Source organism: Citrobacter tructae (assembly GCF_004684345.1).
Lineage (GTDB): Bacteria > Pseudomonadota > Gammaproteobacteria > Enterobacterales > Enterobacteriaceae > Citrobacter > Citrobacter tructae.
In genome coordinates this window covers 942,818-959,247 of sequence record NZ_CP038469.1, presented here as the reverse complement: position 1 = coordinate 959,247, position 16,430 = coordinate 942,818, and the positions used below count along the sequence as shown (strand labels likewise).

General features: G+C 54.5%; 14 protein-coding genes. 5 read left to right on the top strand and 9 right to left on the bottom strand.

All coding sequences use genetic code 11. The annotated features are described in order from the left end of the window. Positions 1-212 precede the first annotated feature (212 nt). Genes fdnG through fdnI form a run of 3 tightly spaced genes read left to right on the top strand, consistent with a single transcriptional unit; the run spans position 213 to position 4,806 of the window. Positions 213-3,260, top strand: coding sequence for a formate dehydrogenase-N subunit alpha (gene fdnG, locus E4Z61_RS05140; protein WP_135321837.1), 3,048 nt, complete (start codon positions 213-215; stop codon positions 3,258-3,260). A 12-nt stretch (positions 3,261-3,272) separates the two neighbouring features. After that, positions 3,273-4,157, top strand: a complete 885-nt coding sequence (fdnH, locus tag E4Z61_RS05135) for a formate dehydrogenase N subunit beta (protein ID WP_135321836.1) — start codon at positions 3,273-3,275, stop codon at positions 4,155-4,157. Further along, positions 4,150-4,806 carry a formate dehydrogenase-N subunit gamma gene (gene fdnI / locus E4Z61_RS05130; protein ID WP_135321835.1) on the top strand — a complete coding sequence of 219 codons (657 nt, stop codon included), beginning with the start codon at positions 4,150-4,152 and terminating at the stop codon, positions 4,804-4,806. Before fdnH ends, fdnI begins: the two co-directional genes overlap by 8 nt. Before the next feature lie 119 nt (positions 4,807-4,925). Here fdnI and E4Z61_RS05125 read toward each other — a convergent pair whose 3' ends face one another. From E4Z61_RS05125 to sra, 3 genes are all read right to left on the bottom strand, one after another. Then, the gene (locus E4Z61_RS05125) at positions 4,926-6,641 is read right to left on the bottom strand and encodes an ABC-F family ATP-binding cassette domain-containing protein (RefSeq protein WP_135321834.1); all 1,716 of its coding nucleotides are present in this window, start codon (positions 6,639-6,641) and stop codon (positions 4,926-4,928) included. 308 nt (positions 6,642-6,949) lie between these two features. Then, the gene (gene maeA / locus E4Z61_RS05120) at positions 6,950-8,647 is read right to left on the bottom strand and encodes a malate dehydrogenase (RefSeq protein ID WP_135321833.1); all 1,698 of its coding nucleotides are present in this window, start codon (positions 8,645-8,647) and stop codon (positions 6,950-6,952) included. Positions 8,648-8,826: 179 nt separating this feature from the next. Further along, on the bottom strand, positions 8,827-8,967 hold the full coding sequence (gene sra, locus E4Z61_RS05115; RefSeq protein WP_135321832.1) for a stationary-phase-induced ribosome-associated protein: 141 nt from the start codon (positions 8,965-8,967) through the stop codon (positions 8,827-8,829). A gap of 228 nt (positions 8,968-9,195) precedes the next feature. Between sra and osmC the strand changes: the two genes are divergently transcribed. Further along, complete coding sequence (osmC, locus tag E4Z61_RS05110; RefSeq protein WP_135321831.1) at positions 9,196-9,627, top strand: peroxiredoxin OsmC; 432 nt, start codon at positions 9,196-9,198, stop codon at positions 9,625-9,627. 42 nt (positions 9,628-9,669) lie between these two features. On the opposite strand, the gene E4Z61_RS05105 is transcribed toward osmC, so the two are convergent. From E4Z61_RS05105 to E4Z61_RS05080, 6 genes are read right to left on the bottom strand one after another with little or no spacing between them, the layout of a single operon-like run. Further along, positions 9,670-10,440, bottom strand: coding sequence for a 3-hydroxybutyrate dehydrogenase (locus E4Z61_RS05105; protein ID WP_135321830.1), 771 nt, complete (start codon positions 10,438-10,440; stop codon positions 9,670-9,672). 11 nt (positions 10,441-10,451) lie between these two features. Further along, the gene (locus E4Z61_RS05100; protein WP_205746881.1) at positions 10,452-11,846 is read right to left on the bottom strand and encodes a GntP family permease; all 1,395 of its coding nucleotides are present in this window, start codon (positions 11,844-11,846) and stop codon (positions 10,452-10,454) included. A 43-nt stretch (positions 11,847-11,889) separates the two neighbouring features. Beyond that, entirely contained in the window at positions 11,890-12,813 is a 924-nt protein-coding gene (locus E4Z61_RS05095; RefSeq protein WP_135321828.1) for a 3-hydroxyacyl-CoA dehydrogenase family protein, read from the bottom strand. Beyond that, positions 12,803-14,008, bottom strand: coding sequence for an acetyl-CoA C-acetyltransferase (locus E4Z61_RS05090; RefSeq protein WP_135321827.1), 1,206 nt, complete (start codon positions 14,006-14,008; stop codon positions 12,803-12,805). Before E4Z61_RS05090 ends, E4Z61_RS05095 begins: the two co-directional genes overlap by 11 nt. A 10-nt stretch (positions 14,009-14,018) precedes the next feature. Then, positions 14,019-14,675 carry a CoA transferase subunit B gene (locus E4Z61_RS05085; protein ID WP_135321826.1) on the bottom strand — a complete coding sequence of 219 codons (657 nt, stop codon included), beginning with the start codon at positions 14,673-14,675 and terminating at the stop codon, positions 14,019-14,021. 2 nt (positions 14,676-14,677) lie between these two features. Beyond that, complete coding sequence (locus E4Z61_RS05080; RefSeq protein ID WP_135321825.1) at positions 14,678-15,385, bottom strand: CoA transferase subunit A; 708 nt, start codon at positions 15,383-15,385, stop codon at positions 14,678-14,680. 142 nt (positions 15,386-15,527) lie between these two features. Between E4Z61_RS05080 and E4Z61_RS05075 the strand changes: the two genes are divergently transcribed. Next, positions 15,528-16,418: a LysR family transcriptional regulator gene (locus E4Z61_RS05075; RefSeq protein WP_135321824.1), complete on the top strand. Its 891-nt coding sequence runs from the start codon at positions 15,528-15,530 to the stop codon at positions 16,416-16,418. Positions 16,419-16,430 lie beyond the last annotated feature (12 nt).

Genomic DNA, 16,430 nt, shown 5'->3' with positions numbered 1-16,430 from the left:
ACTGGCAAAAAATCAAGCTGAAAGGTATAGCATTTTTACGCCGCGACGCGCCAGTTTATTCCCTTTCGGGTTAACTCCTTATGAGTATACGAGTTAAGCAAATTGCACTATTTAGTAGCGGAACCGTTTCGTTATTGATTTGACGCAAAATTTTTATAGATATAGCTGTTAGTTTCATCGCGAAGTTATAACTCTGATAAAAGAGGGATGCAATGGACGTCAGCCGCAGACAATTTTTTAAAATCTGCGCGGGCGGTATGGCAGGAACAACAGTCGCTGCACTGGGTTTTGCACCCAAGATGGCACTGGCTCAGGCGCGAAACTATAAACTGATACGCGCGAAAGAGATCCGAAACACCTGCACATACTGTTCCGTAGGTTGCGGGCTATTAATGTATAGCCTGGGAGATGGAGCAAAAAATGCCAAAGAGTCGATTTATCATATCGAAGGGGATCCGGATCATCCGGTAAGCCGCGGGGCGTTATGCCCGAAAGGCGCAGGATTGTTGGATTACGTACACAGTGAAAACCGTCTGCGTTACCCTGAATATCGTGCACCGGGTTCTGATAAGTGGCAGCGCATTAGTTGGGATGAAGCATTCACCCGCATTGCAAAATTAATGAAAACCGACCGCGACGCCAACTTCATTGAGAAGAATGAACAGGGTGTAACGGTAAACCGCTGGCTTTCAACCGGGATGCTGTGCGCATCTGCGGCAAGTAATGAAACCGGCATGCTGACGCAAAAGTTTGTGCGCTCACTCGGCATGCTGGCGGTAGACAACCAGGCGCGCGTCTGACACGGACCAACGGTAGCAAGTCTTGCTCCAACATTTGGTCGCGGTGCGATGACCAACCACTGGGTTGATATCAAAAACGCTAACGTCGTGATGGTGATGGGCGGTAACGCCGCTGAAGCACATCCGGTGGGATTCCGCTGGGCGATGGAAGCCAAAAACAACAATGATGCCACGCTGATTGTTGTCGACCCTCGATTTACTCGTACAGCTTCGGTTGCTGATATCTACGCGCCGATTCGTTCCGGCACGGACATTACGTTCCTGTCCGGCGTATTGCTGTATCTGATCGAAAACAACAAAATCAACGCTGAATACGTTAAACACTACACCAACGCCAGCCTGTTGGTGCGGGATGATTTTACTTTCGAAGATGGCCTGTTCAGCGGCTACGATGCACAAAAACGTCAATACGATAAATCGTCCTGGAACTACCAGTTCGATGATAACGGCTATGCCAAACGCGATGAAACGCTGTCCCATCCGCGCTGTGTCTGGAACTTGCTGAAACAGCACGTTTCCCGCTATACGCCGGACGTGGTGGAAAACATCTGCGGTACGCCAAAAGCCGACTTCCTGAAAGTGTGTGAAGTGCTGGCCTCCACCAGCGCGGCCGATCGTACGACGACTTTCCTGTACGCGCTGGGCTGGACGCAGCATACCGTTGGGGCGCAGAACATCCGCACTATGGCGATGATCCAGTTGCTGCTCGGCAACATGGGGATGGCGGGTGGCGGTATAAACGCCTTACGCGGTCACTCCAACATTCAGGGGTTAACCGACTTAGGTCTGCTGTCTACCAGCCTGCCAGGCTATCTGACGCTACCGTCTGAGAAACAGACCGATCTGCAAACTTACCTGGCTGCTAACACGCCAAAAGCAACGCTTGCCGATCAGGTGAACTACTGGGGTAACTATCCTAAGTTCTTCGTTAGCCTGATGAAATCTTTCTACGGCGATGCGGCGCAGAAAGAGAACGATTGGGGTTTCAACTGGCTGCCTAAGTGGGATCAGTCCTACGACGTCATTAAATACTTCAACATGATGGATAGCGGAAAAGTTACCGGCTACATCTGTCAGGGCTTTAACCCGGTTGCGTCCTTCCCGGACAAAAACAAAGTGGTGCAGTCGCTGAGCAAGCTGAAGTATCTGGTGGTTATCGATCCGCTAGTGACAGAAACCTCAACGTTCTGGCAAAACCACGGCGAATCGAACGATGTCGATCCGTCGACTATCCAGACCGAAGTGTTCCGTCTGCCATCAACCTGCTTTGCGGAAGAAGACGGCTCGATTGCCAACTCCGGACGTTGGTTGCAGTGGCACTGGAAAGGTCAGGATGCACCAGGTGAAGCCCGCAATGACGGCGAAATTCTGGCCGGTATTTACCATCGTCTGCGCAATATGTACCGCACTGAAGGCGGTAAAGGCGTAGAGCCGGTACTGAAAATGAGCTGGAGCTACAAGCAGCCGGACGAACCGCATTCAGAGGAAGTAGCAAAAGAGAACAACGGCTATGCGCTGGAAGATCTCTATGATGCCAACGGCGTGCTGGTTGCGAAGAAAGGCCAGTTGCTGAATAGCTTTGCGCTGCTGCGTGATGACGGCACCACGGCATCCTCCTGCTGGATTTACACCGGTAGCTGGACCGAACAGGGCAACCAGATGGCTAACCGCGATAACTCTGACCCGTCAGGGCTGGGGAATACACTGGGTTGGGCATGGGCATGGCCACTGAACCGTCGCGTGCTGTATAACCGCGCCTCGGCGGATCCGCAGGGTAAACCGTGGGATCCGAAACGTATGCTGATCAAGTGGAACGGGACGAAGTGGACGGGTAACGATATCCCTGACTTCAACAACGCGGCGCCAGGCAGCGCGACCAACCCGTTTATCATGCAACCGGAAGGACTGGGTCGTCTGTTTGCCATTGATAAGATGGCGGAAGGGCCGTTCCCGGAACACTACGAGCCGATGGAAACGCCGCTGGGGACAAACCCGCTGCACCCGAACGTCATCTCCAACCCGGCAGCGCGTTTGTACGAAGCGGATGCGTTACGTATGGGGAATAAGAAAGACTTCCCATACGTTGGGACAACCTATCGTCTGACCGAACATTTCCACACCTGGACCAAGCACGCGTTGTTGAATGCGATTGCCCAGCCAGAGCAGTTTGTGGAGATCAGCGAAACGCTGGCGGCGGCGAAAGGGATTGCCAACGGTGACCACGTGAAAGTGAGTAGCAAACGTGGATTCATCCGTGCGGTTGCGGTGGTTACGCGTCGCCTGCGCACCTTGCATGTTAATGGTCAGCAGGTTGAAACGGTGGGGATCCCGATTCACTGGGGCTTTGAAGGAGTCGCGCGTAAAGGCTTTATCGCCAACACCCTGACGCCAAATGTCGGTGATGCAAACTCGCAAACGCCGGAATACAAAGCGTTTTTAGTTAACATCGAGAAGGCGTAAGGGGGCGAACATATGTCTATGGAAACGCAGGACATCATCAAAAGGTCCGCTACCAACTCCATCACGCCGCCACCTCAGGCACGTGATTACAAAGCAGAAGTCGCGAAGCTGATCGACGTTTCCACCTGTATCGGCTGTAAAGCTTGTCAGGTGGCGTGCTCAGAATGGAACGATATCCGTGATGAAGTGGGCCATTGCGTCGGGGTGTATGACAACCCCGCCGATCTCAGTGCCAAGTCCTGGACGGTGATGCGGTTTACCGAAACCGAACAGAACGGCAAGCTGGAATGGCTGATTCGTAAAGACGGATGTATGCACTGTGAAGATCCGGGCTGCCTGAAGGCATGCCCGTCTGCCGGGGCAATCATTCAGTACGCCAACGGGATTGTCGATTTCCAGTCAGAGCATTGTATCGGCTGCGGGTACTGTATTGCCGGGTGTCCATTTAATATTCCGCGCCTCAATAAAGAGGATAACCGCGTGTATAAATGTACGCTGTGTGTGGATCGCGTGAGCGTCGGGCAGGAACCTGCCTGCGTGAAAACCTGTCCGACTGGGGCGATACACTTCGGTACTAAGCAAGAGATGCTGGAAATGGCCGAGCAACGCGTGGAGAAGCTGAAATCACGCGGCTTCGAACATGCCGGTGTCTACAACCCGCAGGGTGTGGGCGGTACGCACGTTATGTACGTCCTGCATCACGCCAACCAGCCGGAGTTGTACCACGGTTTGCCAAAAGATCCGCAGATAGATACGTCTATCAATCTGTGGAAAGGGGCGCTGAAACCGCTGGCCGCAGCTGGATTTATCGCCACCTTCGCCGGGCTGATTTATCACTACATTGGTATTGGCCCGAATAAGGAAGTGGACGACGACGAGGAGGATCATCATGAGTAAGTCGAAAATGATTGTGCGCACAAAGTTTATTGACCGCGCCTGTCACTGGACGGTGGTGATCTGCTTCTTTCTGGTGTCGTTGTCGGGGATTTCGTTTTTCTTCCCAACGCTGCAATGGCTGACGCAAACCTTTGGCACACCGCAGATGGGACGCATTTTGCACCCGTTCTTCGGTCTGCTGATTTTCGTCGCGCTGATGTTCATGTTTGCGCGCTTTGTGCACCACAACATCCCGGATAAGAAAGACATTCCGTGGCTGAAAAACATTGTGGAAGTGCTGAAGGGCAATGAACACAAAGTGGCGGATGTCGGTAAGTACAATGCCGGGCAGAAAATGATGTTCTGGTCGATCATGAGCATGATTTTTGTGCTGCTGGTGACCGGGGTGATTATCTGGCGTCCGTACTTTGCGCAGTTCTTCCCGATGCAGGTGGTACGTTACAGCCTGCTGATCCACGCTGCGGCGGGCATTATTTTGATGCACGCTATCCTCATCCATATGTACATGGCATTTTGGGTGAAAGGCTCGATTAAAGGCATGGTCGAAGGGAAGGTCAGCCGCCGCTGGGCGAAGAAGCACCACCCGCGCTGGTATCGCGAAGTTGAACGCGAAGAGGCGAAGAAAGAGAACGAGGAAGGGTTGCAATAACCCATTAACGTTCTGCTGATAAAAATGGCGCTACATCGGTAGCGCCATTTTTTTGCCAAAACGTCATTCTGCGTCTAAAAAGAGTTGCCGAAAGACGCGAGCTTATCCGGCAATACGGTTTACTCCAGTTGTGAATTCAGACGCTCAATCTCCTTACGCCATTGGGCCTGTAACTGCGGTTTCTGATGCTTCGGTTTGCGTGCGAGGTCGTCGGCCAGCCGCTGTTCCAGCTCAAGAAGTTTCTCCAGCATTTCGTCTCCATTACGATGGGGATCAGGAACAACCTGTGCCTCGGTTTTGGTTGCCGTTAACTCACAGGCAGTGTTCTGAATACGCGCGTTGATCGCCTCCAGGTCATGCCATTCGCTAAGCTCACCCTCGTCGATAAACCAGAAGCGGTTACAGCTTTGGCTGATAAGCTGACGGTCATGACTGACCAGCAGTACACCGCCGCTAAAGGATTGCAGTGTGCGTGCCAGCGCTTCTTTGCCTTCCATATCCAAATGGTTGGTCGGTTCATCGAGCATCAGCAGGCTATAACGCGCAAGTGTCAGCCCGATAAACAGCAGCCGCGAACGTTCACCACCGCTTAAGGTGCTGACCCGTTGCGGGTGTCGGACCCACGGGAAACCCGCGCTAATCAGTGCCATCTTGCGAACATCTGGCTGTGGGGCAAACGGCTCCAGGGCATCGAGCAACGAATCGTCATCCGCAAGCTGGTGCAGCGACTGATCGTAGTACCCTAGCGTCACCCGGGGGTGCAGCACCAGCGATGTCGAGCTCATTTGCGTCTGATATTGCTGCCAGATAAGCTTTAACAGTGATGATTTCCCGCAGCCGTTGCGCCCGACAATCGCCACGCGATCGCCGCTTTTAATACGAATGCCCGCAATGGAAAACAACGTTGCTGCGTCAGGCGCTGGAGAGACCGGCAGGTCAGTCATTTCCAGCAAACGGTCGGCACGCAGGGCATCTCCCTGTAATGTTAGTGACCACTGACTTCCGGCAGTGACTTCCGTCTGCTCATCCTTCAGACGTAGCACCTGTTTTTCCATCTGCTTGGCTTTGCGGGACAAATCTTCGTTGTCGTAGACCCGTCCCCAGGTAGCCAGACGTTTGGCGCTGGCGGTGACACGATCGATTTCCTTTTGCTCCGCTTTATGGCGCAGTGCGTCGCTGGCATCTCTGTCTACCAGCGCCTGGCGCGCTGCGCTACAGGGAAGATCAAAAGCGTGCAACGTGCGATCGCGCAAGATCCACGTTCCGTGCGTCACCGCATCCAGCAACTGTGGGTCGTGAGAAACCACCACAAAACTGCCAGACCAGCGCTGCAAAAACTGCTCCAGCCACAGCAGTGTGGGCAAATCCAGATGGTTACCCGGTTCATCCAGCAGCAGCAGGTCGGGATTGCGCATCAATGCACGGGCTAACAGCAGGCGCGTATGCTGCCCACCGCTCAGCGTTTGTGCGGTGAGGTGCAAATTTTCCGGCGTAAAGCCCATTTCTGCGAGCAGCGACTCAACCCGCCACTGCTGACCCGCGCGCTCATGCTCGGGAAGCTGAGCCAGTACCGCTTCCTGCAGCGTCAATGGCAGTATTGCGTCTGGTAAATGCTGTTCTACGCGGGCGAGGTGGCAGTGGTGCGCCTGGGCAATAGACCCGCTGGTGGGTGAGATTGTGCCATCGAGCAGCTTTAACAGCGTGCTTTTGCCGCAGCCGTTGTAGCCGATAAGCCCGATGCGGTCGCCTTTTTTCAGCGTAAAGGTGAGATCGTCAAACAGCGTGCCGAATGCCGTATCAACGTGTAAGGATTGTGCGGTTAGTAATGTGCTCATTGTTGCTTACTCAAGAGTTACAGGCGCGAAAACGCCTCGTCAAACATCGCTGACGATAACCCGGTAAGCCCGAGAGAAGGGGATTTAGAAGTTAGCTTCGCTCAAGCAGAAGTTATCGCAGCACGATACCGATAACGCTTGAGCACTGGCGATCGCCAAAAGCATGTGAAACGATCAAACGTTCACAGTACAGCATAAGTATCCTCCTTGTATTTTTCCGAATGTTAATCGATGGTGAAAGTGTAATCGCAAGTCGCTGAATTGTGCAAGTGTTGAACACCCGGCGGCAGGCGCCGCCGGGTAAATCGTCAGATAGACGTACGACGGTAGTCGCGATATTCCGCTTGCCAGAAATTCTCGTCAATTGCCTGCTGCAGCGCTTCGGCAGACGTTTTTACCGCCACACCTTGCTGCTGGGCCATTTTGCCGACGGCAAACGCAATGGCGCGGGAAACGGTCTGAATATCTTTCAGTTCCGGTAACACCAGCCCTTCGCCGTTGAGCACTAGCGGTGAATACTGCGCCAGCGTTTCACTGGCCGACATCAGCATGTCATCGGTAATGCGCTTGGCACCAGAGGCGATCACGCCAAGGCCGATTCCAGGGAAGATATAGGCGTTATTACACTGGGCAATCGGGTAGATTTTATCTTTCCAGGCTACCGGGGCGAACGGGCTACCAGTGGCAACCAGCGCATTGCCTTCGGTCCAGGCGATAATATCCTGAGGCGTAGCTTCAACGCGCGACGTCGGGTTAGACAGCGGCATGACGATCGGGCGCGGACAATGCTTGTGCATCTCGCGGATAATCTCTTCGGTAAACAGACCCGTTTGCCCGGAAACACCGATCAGAATGTCCGGCTTGACGTTGCGAACCACGTCGAGCAGCGACAGCACATCTTCTTGCGTATCCCAGTGCTGCAAATTCTCGCGCTTTTGCACCAGCTTGGTCTGGAAGGAGAGCAGGTTAGGCATTTTGTCGGTTAACAGGCCAAAACGGTCAACCATAAACACACGCTGACGCGCGGCTTCTTCACTTAATCCCTCACGCTGGATCTGCGCGATGATCTGCTCGGCGATCCCACAACCGGCGGAGCCTGCTCCGAGGAAGACAATGTTCTGTTCGCTCAACTGGCTGCCAGCCGCGCGGCTGGCCGCAATCAGCGTCCCCACGGTCACCGCCGCCGTGCCCTGAATATCGTCGTTAAACGAACAGATTTCATCGCGATAGCGGGTCAGCAACGGCATGGCATTTTTCTGCGCGAAGTCTTCAAACTGCAGCAGCACCTCCGGCCAGCGATGTTTCACTGCCTGGATGAATTCATCAACAAATTCGTAGTACTCATCGTCGGTGATGCGCGGATTACGCCAGCCCATATACAGCGGATCGTTCAGCAATTGCTGATTGTTGGTGCCGACATCCAGCACCACCGGCAGGGTGTAGGCCGGGCTGATGCCACCGCAGGCGGTATACAGTGACAGCTTACCGATAGGAATGCCCATCCCGCCGATCCCCTGATCGCCAAGACCCAGAATACGTTCACCGTCGGTCACGACGATGACTTTGATATTGTGATTCGGGACGTTTTGCAGGATATCGTCCATGTTGTGGCGGTTCTGATAAGAGATAAACACGCCGCGAGAACGGCGATAGATCTCAGAAAAACGCTCACAGGCAGCCCCCACCGTTGGGGTGTAGATAACAGGCATCATCTCATCCAGATGGTTATTCACCAGTCGATAAAACAGGGTTTCGTTGGTGTCCTGGATGTTGCGTAGGTAGATATGCTTGTCGATTTCGGTTTTGAATCCCTGATATTGGATCCAGGCGCGTTCGGCCTGTTCTTCAATCGTCTCGACCACTTCCGGCAGTAACCCCAGCAGGTTGAAGTTACGGCGTTCTTCCACACTGAAAGCACTCCCTTTGTTCAGTAAGGGAAATTCCAGCAGTACCGGGCCAGCGTAAGGGATGTAAAGGGAACGCAGTTTTTTAGTTTCGTTTTCCATGTCACTCACTCTTTTTTGAATAACCGTCCCCGGCACTCTTTATGATCGTAGGTTGCCTGTCCGCCGGGGAAACGGGCGAAGTATAAAGCATTGTGAATGGGTTAAGGGGTTTTATAAGCAAAAACACCACTGCGGTTGCAATGGTGTTTATCTCGTTATTCAGTCAGACGTGCGAAAGGCTATTTGCCGTCAGTGCGGCGCTTTCTTCCGGTAGGATTGTTGACCACGCTGGTTTTGTCGCCTTCGGTCACGGCTTTACGTTGATTGGAGATTTTGTGGTCCAGTCCAAGAATATGACGGGCCTGACGGTTCGATTTCATTCTAACTCCTTAATCCTGTTACTGGTTTCAAGGGCGAGCCCGTATGAGAACGGACGAAATACAACCTGATAGAAAGCCGATGTTTAAAATAACGGCTTTCTGGATGGTCGGTCATTTAATCTGAAAGGTCAATGATTAAGCGGTAAATGCAGAACTATCCCGTATGTGTCATGCATTTTCCCAGACGTCCTATACTTGTTACTCCGACGACAACACAGGAGAACGGTAATGACTATCCATAAGAAAGGTCAGGCACACTGGGAGGGCGACATCAAGCGCGGTAAAGGCACCGTGTCGACCGAAAGTGGGGTGTTGAACCAGCAACCGTATGGGTTTAATACACGATTTGAAGGTGTGAAAGGCACCAATCCTGAAGAGTTGATTGGCGCAGCCCATGCTGCTTGCTTCTCGATGGCGCTTTCGCTCATGCTGGGCGAGGCGGGGTTTACCCCAGATGCCATTGATACTACTGCCGATGTTTCTTTGGATAAGGTGGATGCGGGCTTTGCCATCACCAAAGTGGCGCTGCACAGTGAAGTCGCCGTGCCTGGCATTGATGCCGCAACCTTTGACGGTATTATTCAGAAAGCGAAAGCCGGCTGCCCGGTATCGCAGGTACTGAACGCGGAAATCACGCTTGATTACCAGTTGAAGTCCTGATGGCCGCAGACCGGATGCGAAGCCGCATCCGGCCTGCATAACTTACTGCGCTACCCAACCACCGTCCATATTCCACGCCACACCACGTACCTGTGCGGCTGCATTTGAACACAAGAACAGCGCCAGTTCCCCCAGTTGCTCCGGGGTGACAAACTCGCGTGACGGCTGCTTTTCTGCCAGCAAGGCATCGCGCGCGGCATCCGGTGCGCTGCCTTCGGCAATGCGCTTGTCGATTTGTTGCTGCACCAGCGGCGTCAGCACCCAGCCTGGGCACAGCGCGTTACAGGTCACGCCGGTCTGCGCCGTTTCCAGCGCCGTGGTCTTGGTTAATCCCACCACACCGTGCTTCGCCGCGACATACGCCGATTTCTCTTTTGACGCCACTAGTCCATGTACAGAGGCGATATTAATGATGCGTCCCCAGTTACGCTGTCGCATGCCGGGCAGTGCCAGGCGGGTGGTGTGGAAAACGGAAGAGAGGTTAATGGCAATAATCGCGTTCCATTTTTCGACCGGGAAGGTCTCCAGCGGCGAAACATGCTGGATCCCGGCATTGTTGACCAGAATATCCACGCCGCCGAATTCGCTGTCGACGTAGCGCATCATCTCGGCGATTTGTGTTTCATCGCTGAGATCCGCACCGTGATACCCTGGCGTTTTGCCATACTGCGCCACGGCATCTTTTGCCGCCTCGACATCACCAAAACCGTTAAGAATAAGGGTGGCACCGGCTTTCGCCAGCACCTGCGCGATGCCTAATCCGATACCGCTGGTAGAGCCGGTAACCAGAGCAACTTTTCCTGTTAAGTTCATGATGATTCTCCTTAAACAATTCCGGTGGTGTAGAAGACGCCGATCACAAACAGAACGGCCAGACTTTTGATCACGGTGATGGCGAAGATCCCGCCATACGCCTGACGGTGACTTAATCCCGTGATGGCCAACAGCGTAATCACTGCCCCATTATGCGGCAGAGTATCCATGCCACCGCTGGCCATAGAGGCGACGCGGTGAAAGACTTCCAACGGAATGTTGGCAGCATGTGCGGCGGCAATAAAGGTGTCTGACATTGCCGCGAGCGCAATACTCATCCCGCCGGATGCCGAACCGGTGATCCCGGCAAGTGTAGTGATGCTGATGGCTTCATTGAGCAGTGGATCAGGGATCGCCGCCAGCGCTTTTGACAACACCAGGAAGCCCGGCAACGCGGCGATCACTGCGCCAAAGCCGTATTCTGACGCGGTATTCATGGCGGCGAGGATCGCGCCGCCAACCGCCGTTCGGCTGCCTTCCGCCAGACGACCTTTAATATTGCGGAAACCAAAAATGACTACCAGCAAAATCCCGGCAATCAGCGCGGCTTCCACCGCCCAGATGGCGGTGATCTTTGCAACTTCGGTGGTAATCGGCTTGGCAAGACCCGGCAGCTCCAGTTGATGCGTCGAGCCATAAAACGTCGGGATCCAACGGGTAAACAACAGGTTAAACACACCGACCAGAATCAGCGGAGAAATCGCAATAATCGGGTTTGGCAGGTTAATGTTATCCGGTGTTTCCGGCTCGTTTAACAGTTCAGTGCCATAGCCTTCGTTCTTTGCCTGCGCTTTGCGACGCTGACGCTCAAGGTAAATCAGGCCAACAAAGATAATAAACAGCGATCCTATCAGCCCAAGCCAGGGTGCAGCCCAGGCGTTAGTACCAAAAAAGCTGGTCGGGATAATGTTCTGGATCTGCGGAGTGCCGGGTAGCGCATCCATGGTGAAGGAGAATGCGCCCAGCGCAACGGTTGCCGGGATCAACCGCTTAGGAATATTACTCTGACGGAACAGTTCAGCCGCGAATGGATACACCGCAAACGCTACCACGAACAGCGATACCCCACCGTAGGTCAGCAACGCACACACCAGCACGATCACCGGGATGGCGTGACGACGCCCGAGGATGTTGATGGCGGCGGCGACGATTGAACGGGAAAAGCCGGATAACTCGATTAACTTGCCAAACACCGCTCCCAGTAAGAACACCGGGAAGTAAAGCTTCACAAAACCGACCATTTTTTCCATAAACAGGCCGGTAAAGGCAGGGCCGACGGCACTGGGCTCAGTCAGCAGAACAGCACCTAATGCCGCGATGGGGGCAAACAGGATAACGCTGTATCCGCGATAGGCTGCCAGCATCAGCAGGCCCAGCGCTGCCAGGGCGATTAATACACTCATCATGACTCCTCAATATCATTGTTATAGTGGGGTACAGAAAGAGAAGTTACGGTTTCAGGGCAAAACGCAGTTGATGCTCTCTGCGTTGCTGGATGTATTCCTTGCGCGAATCATCCCAGCGATAAAACCCCTGACCGCTGCGCAAGCCAGTGTCACCACGGGCAACCTTGTCATCAACCAGCGACATCATGTCGCTGCCGGTGGCGAGTTCCGGTAGTAGATGACGGCAAATGTCCTGCACCGTAGAAAGCCCGGTCATATCCGCCGCTTCCAGCGGACCGACCATCGCATACCGGCGTCCGAGGGAGGCGCGCATCACTTGGTCCACTACTTCGGCGCTGGCAATACCGTTTTTGACGATATGCAGTGCTTCACGTAGCAGGGCAAACTGCAGGCGGTTACCAACAAAGCCCGGTGCGGCGCGATCGAGCACCACTGCCTCAAGCTGTATCGCAACCAGGAATTGCTGTAATTCGCTGAGATATTTCGGCTTTGTTGCTTTGCCAGGTACGATTTCTACCAGCGGAATAAAGTGCGGAGGGTGCCAGAAATGTGCGATCAGCAACCGCTCCGGGTGCGTGAGTTTCTCCGCCAGTGCATCTGGCGGCAGGCCGCTGGTATTACTGGCGATAATCGCTTCAGGTGAGATCACGGCTTCAAGTTGTGCATACAGTGAGTGCTTGAGTTCAAGCCGTTCCGGAATTGCTTCAATCAGTAATCCCGATGCAGCAATATCCGCCAGAGAGGTTGTGCCGTGCAACCGGCTGAGAACCTGCTCTTTGTCATCGGCGGGAAACTGGTCGGTGGCGATCAGTTCGTCCAGAATGCTGCTGGCGACAGCCGTAATTTCTGCAATGCGGTTGCTGTCGGTATCAAACAGCCAGATATCATGACCAAAGCGGGCAAAGTGGGTGGCGATGCCGACGCCCATTAACCCGGCACCCAGCACGCTGATGTGATTAGTCTGCATGTTGTGCTCCTGTTGGACGTTCCACCGTCAGCGCCACGCCATGCCCGCCGCCAACACACAGCGTGGCCAGCCCTTTGGCGACGTTGCGCCGCGCCATTTCATGCAGCAAAGTGACAAGAATGCGACAGCCGGAAGTGCCAATAGGGTGACCGAGTGCAATCGCGCCGCCGTTGACGTTAACTTTGCTGCTGTTCCAGTTCAGCGATTCGCCGACCGCCAGGGCCTGTGCGGCAAAGGCTTCATTGGCTTCGATCAAATCCACGTCATCCAGCGTCCAGCCAGCGCGCTTCAGGCACTTCAGCGATGCCTCCACCGGGCCAATACCCATAATGGCCGGATCAACACCCGAAACGGCATAGCCGGTAATTTTTGCCAGCACCGGGAGATTTAATTCAGTGGCTTTGGCGGCGCTCATCAGCATCACCGCTGCCGCACCGTCGTTTAATGAGGACGCATTGCCTGCCGTCACCGTACCGGTACCGGGTCGAAATGCGGGTCTAAGCTGCGTCAGTTTTTCTGCCTGGGTATCAGGACGGGGTTGCTCATCGCGGTCTACCACACGTGGCGTTTTTTTCCCTTGCGGGACGCTGACGGGTGTGATTTCTGCGTTAAACCGACCGGCTTCGAGGGCGGCAGCTGCTTTTTGCTGGGAGTGCAGCGCGAAGGCGTCTTGTTGTTCACGGCTGATGGCGAATTTATCCGCCAGATTTTCGGCGGTAATGCCCATGTGGTAGTCGTTAAACGCATCCCACAGTCCGTCATGTACCACGCTGTCTTTCAGGCTGGCGTGGCCCAGACGCAGGCCCGCTCGCGCGCCGTCGAGAAAATAGGGCGCATTGCTCATGCTTTCCTGACCGCCAGCAATCACGATGTCTGCATCGCCGCAGCGAATGGCCTGTACCGCCTGATGTACCGCCTTCAGCCCCGAGCCACACAGCAAATTGATGGTTATCGCAGGTGTGGTTACCGGTAATCCGGCGCGTATTGCGGTTTGTCGGGCCGGGTTCTGACCACAGCCTGCCGTCAGGACCTGGCCTAAGATCACCTCGTCTATCTGTTCTGGCGCGACGCCGGTCTTTTCCAACAGGGCGCGAATGACGGTCGTGCCTAACTCTACGGCGGATAGCGGTGCCAGCGCGCCATGAAAACTGCCAATCGGGGTGCGCGTTGCCGCGACAATAACAACATCCAGCATGGTCAGATCCTCAGTTAAAGTGCATTTCTGGCACATGATCGGGAACGATCAGCTTGCCGGCAGTTCTGGCAATGATGTCGTCGACGCTGACGCCCGGCGCCCGCTCGCGCAGAATGAACGCGCCATCGGCGATTTCCAGCAGCGCCAGATCGGTCAGTACACGTTTGATGCAGGCCACGCCGGTCAGTGGCAGAGTGCAGGCGGGAAGCAGTTTGGACTCGCCGCTCTTTGAGGCATGGGTCATCACCACAATGATGTTTTCAGCCCCAGCCACCAGATCCATTGCGCCACCCATGCCTTTCACCATTTTTCCGGGGATCATCCATGAGGCGATATTACCGTTCGTGTCCACCTCAAATGCACCGAGCACTGTCAGGTCGACGTGGCCGCCACGGATCATGGCGAAGGACTGCGCAGAGTCGAAAATTGCCGCGCCTTTACGCGCCGTCACGGTTTGCTTCCCGGCATTGATCATATCTGCATCAATGTCGTCCTCGGTAGGGAACGGCCCCATGCCGAGCAGACCGTTCTCAGATTGCAGCATCACGTCCATGCCGTCCGGGATATAGTTCGCCACCAGTGTTGGGATGCCGATACCGAGGTTGACGTAATAGCCGTCGCGCAGCTCGCGGGCGACTCGCATCGCCATTTGTTCACGCGTTAACATGGTCAGGCTCCTTTCTGGCGTAGGGTGCGTTGTTCAATACGTTTTTCGAACTGGCCCTGAATAATGCGATTGACGTAAATTCCGGGGGTATGAATAGCGGCGGGGTCCAGCTCGCCGGGAGGCACAATCTCTTCCACTTCCACCACCGTGATACGCCCGGCAGCCGCCATCAACGGGTTAAAGTTCTGCGCGGTATGACGGTAGATGACGTTGCCGTACCAGTCGGCTTTCCAGCCCTTGACCAGCGCAAAATCACCGACGATCGCCTGTTCTAAGATGTAAGGACGTCCTGCAAACTCGCGCACCTCTTTGCCTTCGGCGACGGGCGTGCCGTACCCGGTAGCGGTAAAGAAGGCTGGGATCCCCGCGCCGCCTGCACGTAGCTGCTCCGCCAGCGTACCTTGTGGCGTCAGAATGGCTTCCAGCTCGCCGCTCAACACCTGCTTTTCGAACAGGGCATTTTCACCGACATAGGACGCCACCACTTTGCGTACCTGGCGCGTTTCCAGCAGCACGCCAAGACCAAAGCCATCGACGCCGCAGTTGTTTGATACCACGGTCAGACCCTGAACTTCCCGACGGCGTACTTCCGCAATCAGGTTTTCAGGGATCCCGCATAAGCCAAAACCGCCAGCCAGCAGCGTCATGTTGTCGGTCAGTCCTTCCAGCGCCTGTTGATACGTGGCGACCCGTTTATCCAGTCCAGCCATACACTTGCCCCTCCAGTTGTCCTTGCCGACATCATTGGGGGTGAATAATGATTTGTTAATTTTAAATTTGTGACTCACTCATTGGGTTTTTTTATCAATTTAATGTTAATTAAAGGTATTCAATAAGTTAAAGGAATGAATAATGAGAATGAGCATCAAACAGTTACGCGCGTTTTTAGCGGTAGCTCACACTCTGAATTTTGCTCATGCCAGTGAACGGCTGAATATGTCTCAGCCCGCGTTAAGTCTCGCGATCAAGGGACTGGAAGAATCGCTGGGCGGGGCGTTGTTGTTGAGAACGACCCGTAAAGTAACCCTGACGCAGGAGGGCGAAACGCTGCTAACCATGGGGCGACAGCTGCTTGCCGACTGGGAGAATACCGAAGAAGCGATGCGCCAGCGCTTTACGCTGCAGCGCGGTAAAATCTCGATTGCCGCCATGCCGTCATTTGCCGCTAACGTGCTGCCGCCAGTGCTCAAAACGTTTCGTGATTCCTATTCCGGTATCAACGTCACGGTGCACGACGTGATTAACGAGCAGGTGATTGAAATGGTCAGTGAAGGGCGAGTTGAAATGGGGATTGCCTTTGAACCGGACTATACCGGACACCTGCATTTTACTCCGCTCGGGATGGATCGTTTTATTGCCATCGTCCCCCCAACCAGTCGCCTGGCTGGGCGGGAACGCATTACATGGAAGGAGCTGCTGACGCTGGATTTCATCACGTTGCAACGTCCATCTGCCGTGCGTTTAATGCTGGAAGAACAGCTAGTGCAAAGCGGTTATACGCTGGAGGTGGCGCTGGAGAGTCATCAACTGGTGACCATTGGACGCCTGGTGGCGAATGGTTTAGGCGGCAGCGCTGTACCCGCGCTGTGCCGTACGCAGATGACCGAGCTTGGTGCAACCTGTATTGAGCTGGACAGCCCGGTGATCCAGCGGCGCATTGGGATCTTGCGTTCTGCGCATCATAAGCTGTCGACCGCGTCTGAAATGCTGGTGGACTCACTGAAAAAGGCGTACCGGGCCTGATGTGCCTGGCAC

Excerpts from the sequence above, each read along its gene's own strand:
- fdnH (WP_135321836.1), top strand. The coding sequence starts at position 3,273 with ATGTCTATGGAAACGCAGGACATCATCAAAAGGTCCGCTACCAACTCC.
- fdnI (WP_135321835.1), top strand. The coding sequence starts at position 4,150 with ATGAGTAAGTCGAAAATGATTGTGCGCACAAAGTTTATTGACCGCGCC.
- E4Z61_RS05125 (WP_135321834.1), bottom strand. The coding sequence starts at position 6,641 with ATGAGCACATTACTAACCGCACAATCCTTACACGTTGATACGGCATTC.
- maeA (WP_135321833.1), bottom strand. The coding sequence starts at position 8,647 with ATGGAAAACGAAACTAAAAAACTGCGTTCCCTTTACATCCCTTACGCT.
- sra (WP_135321832.1), bottom strand. The coding sequence starts at position 8,967 with ATGAAATCGAACCGTCAGGCCCGTCATATTCTTGGACTGGACCACAAA.
- osmC (WP_135321831.1), top strand. The coding sequence starts at position 9,196 with ATGACTATCCATAAGAAAGGTCAGGCACACTGGGAGGGCGACATCAAG.
- E4Z61_RS05105 (WP_135321830.1), bottom strand. The coding sequence starts at position 10,440 with ATGAACTTAACAGGAAAAGTTGCTCTGGTTACCGGCTCTACCAGCGGT.
- E4Z61_RS05100 (WP_205746881.1), bottom strand. The coding sequence starts at position 11,846 with ATGATGAGTGTATTAATCGCCCTGGCAGCGCTGGGCCTGCTGATGCTG.
- E4Z61_RS05095 (WP_135321828.1), bottom strand. The coding sequence starts at position 12,813 with ATGCAGACTAATCACATCAGCGTGCTGGGTGCCGGGTTAATGGGCGTC.
- E4Z61_RS05090 (WP_135321827.1), bottom strand. The coding sequence starts at position 14,008 with ATGCTGGATGTTGTTATTGTCGCGGCAACGCGCACCCCGATTGGCAGT.
- E4Z61_RS05085 (WP_135321826.1), bottom strand. The coding sequence starts at position 14,675 with ATGTTAACGCGTGAACAAATGGCGATGCGAGTCGCCCGCGAGCTGCGC.
- E4Z61_RS05080 (WP_135321825.1), bottom strand. The coding sequence starts at position 15,385 with ATGGCTGGACTGGATAAACGGGTCGCCACGTATCAACAGGCGCTGGAA.
- E4Z61_RS05075 (WP_135321824.1), top strand. The coding sequence starts at position 15,528 with ATGAGAATGAGCATCAAACAGTTACGCGCGTTTTTAGCGGTAGCTCAC.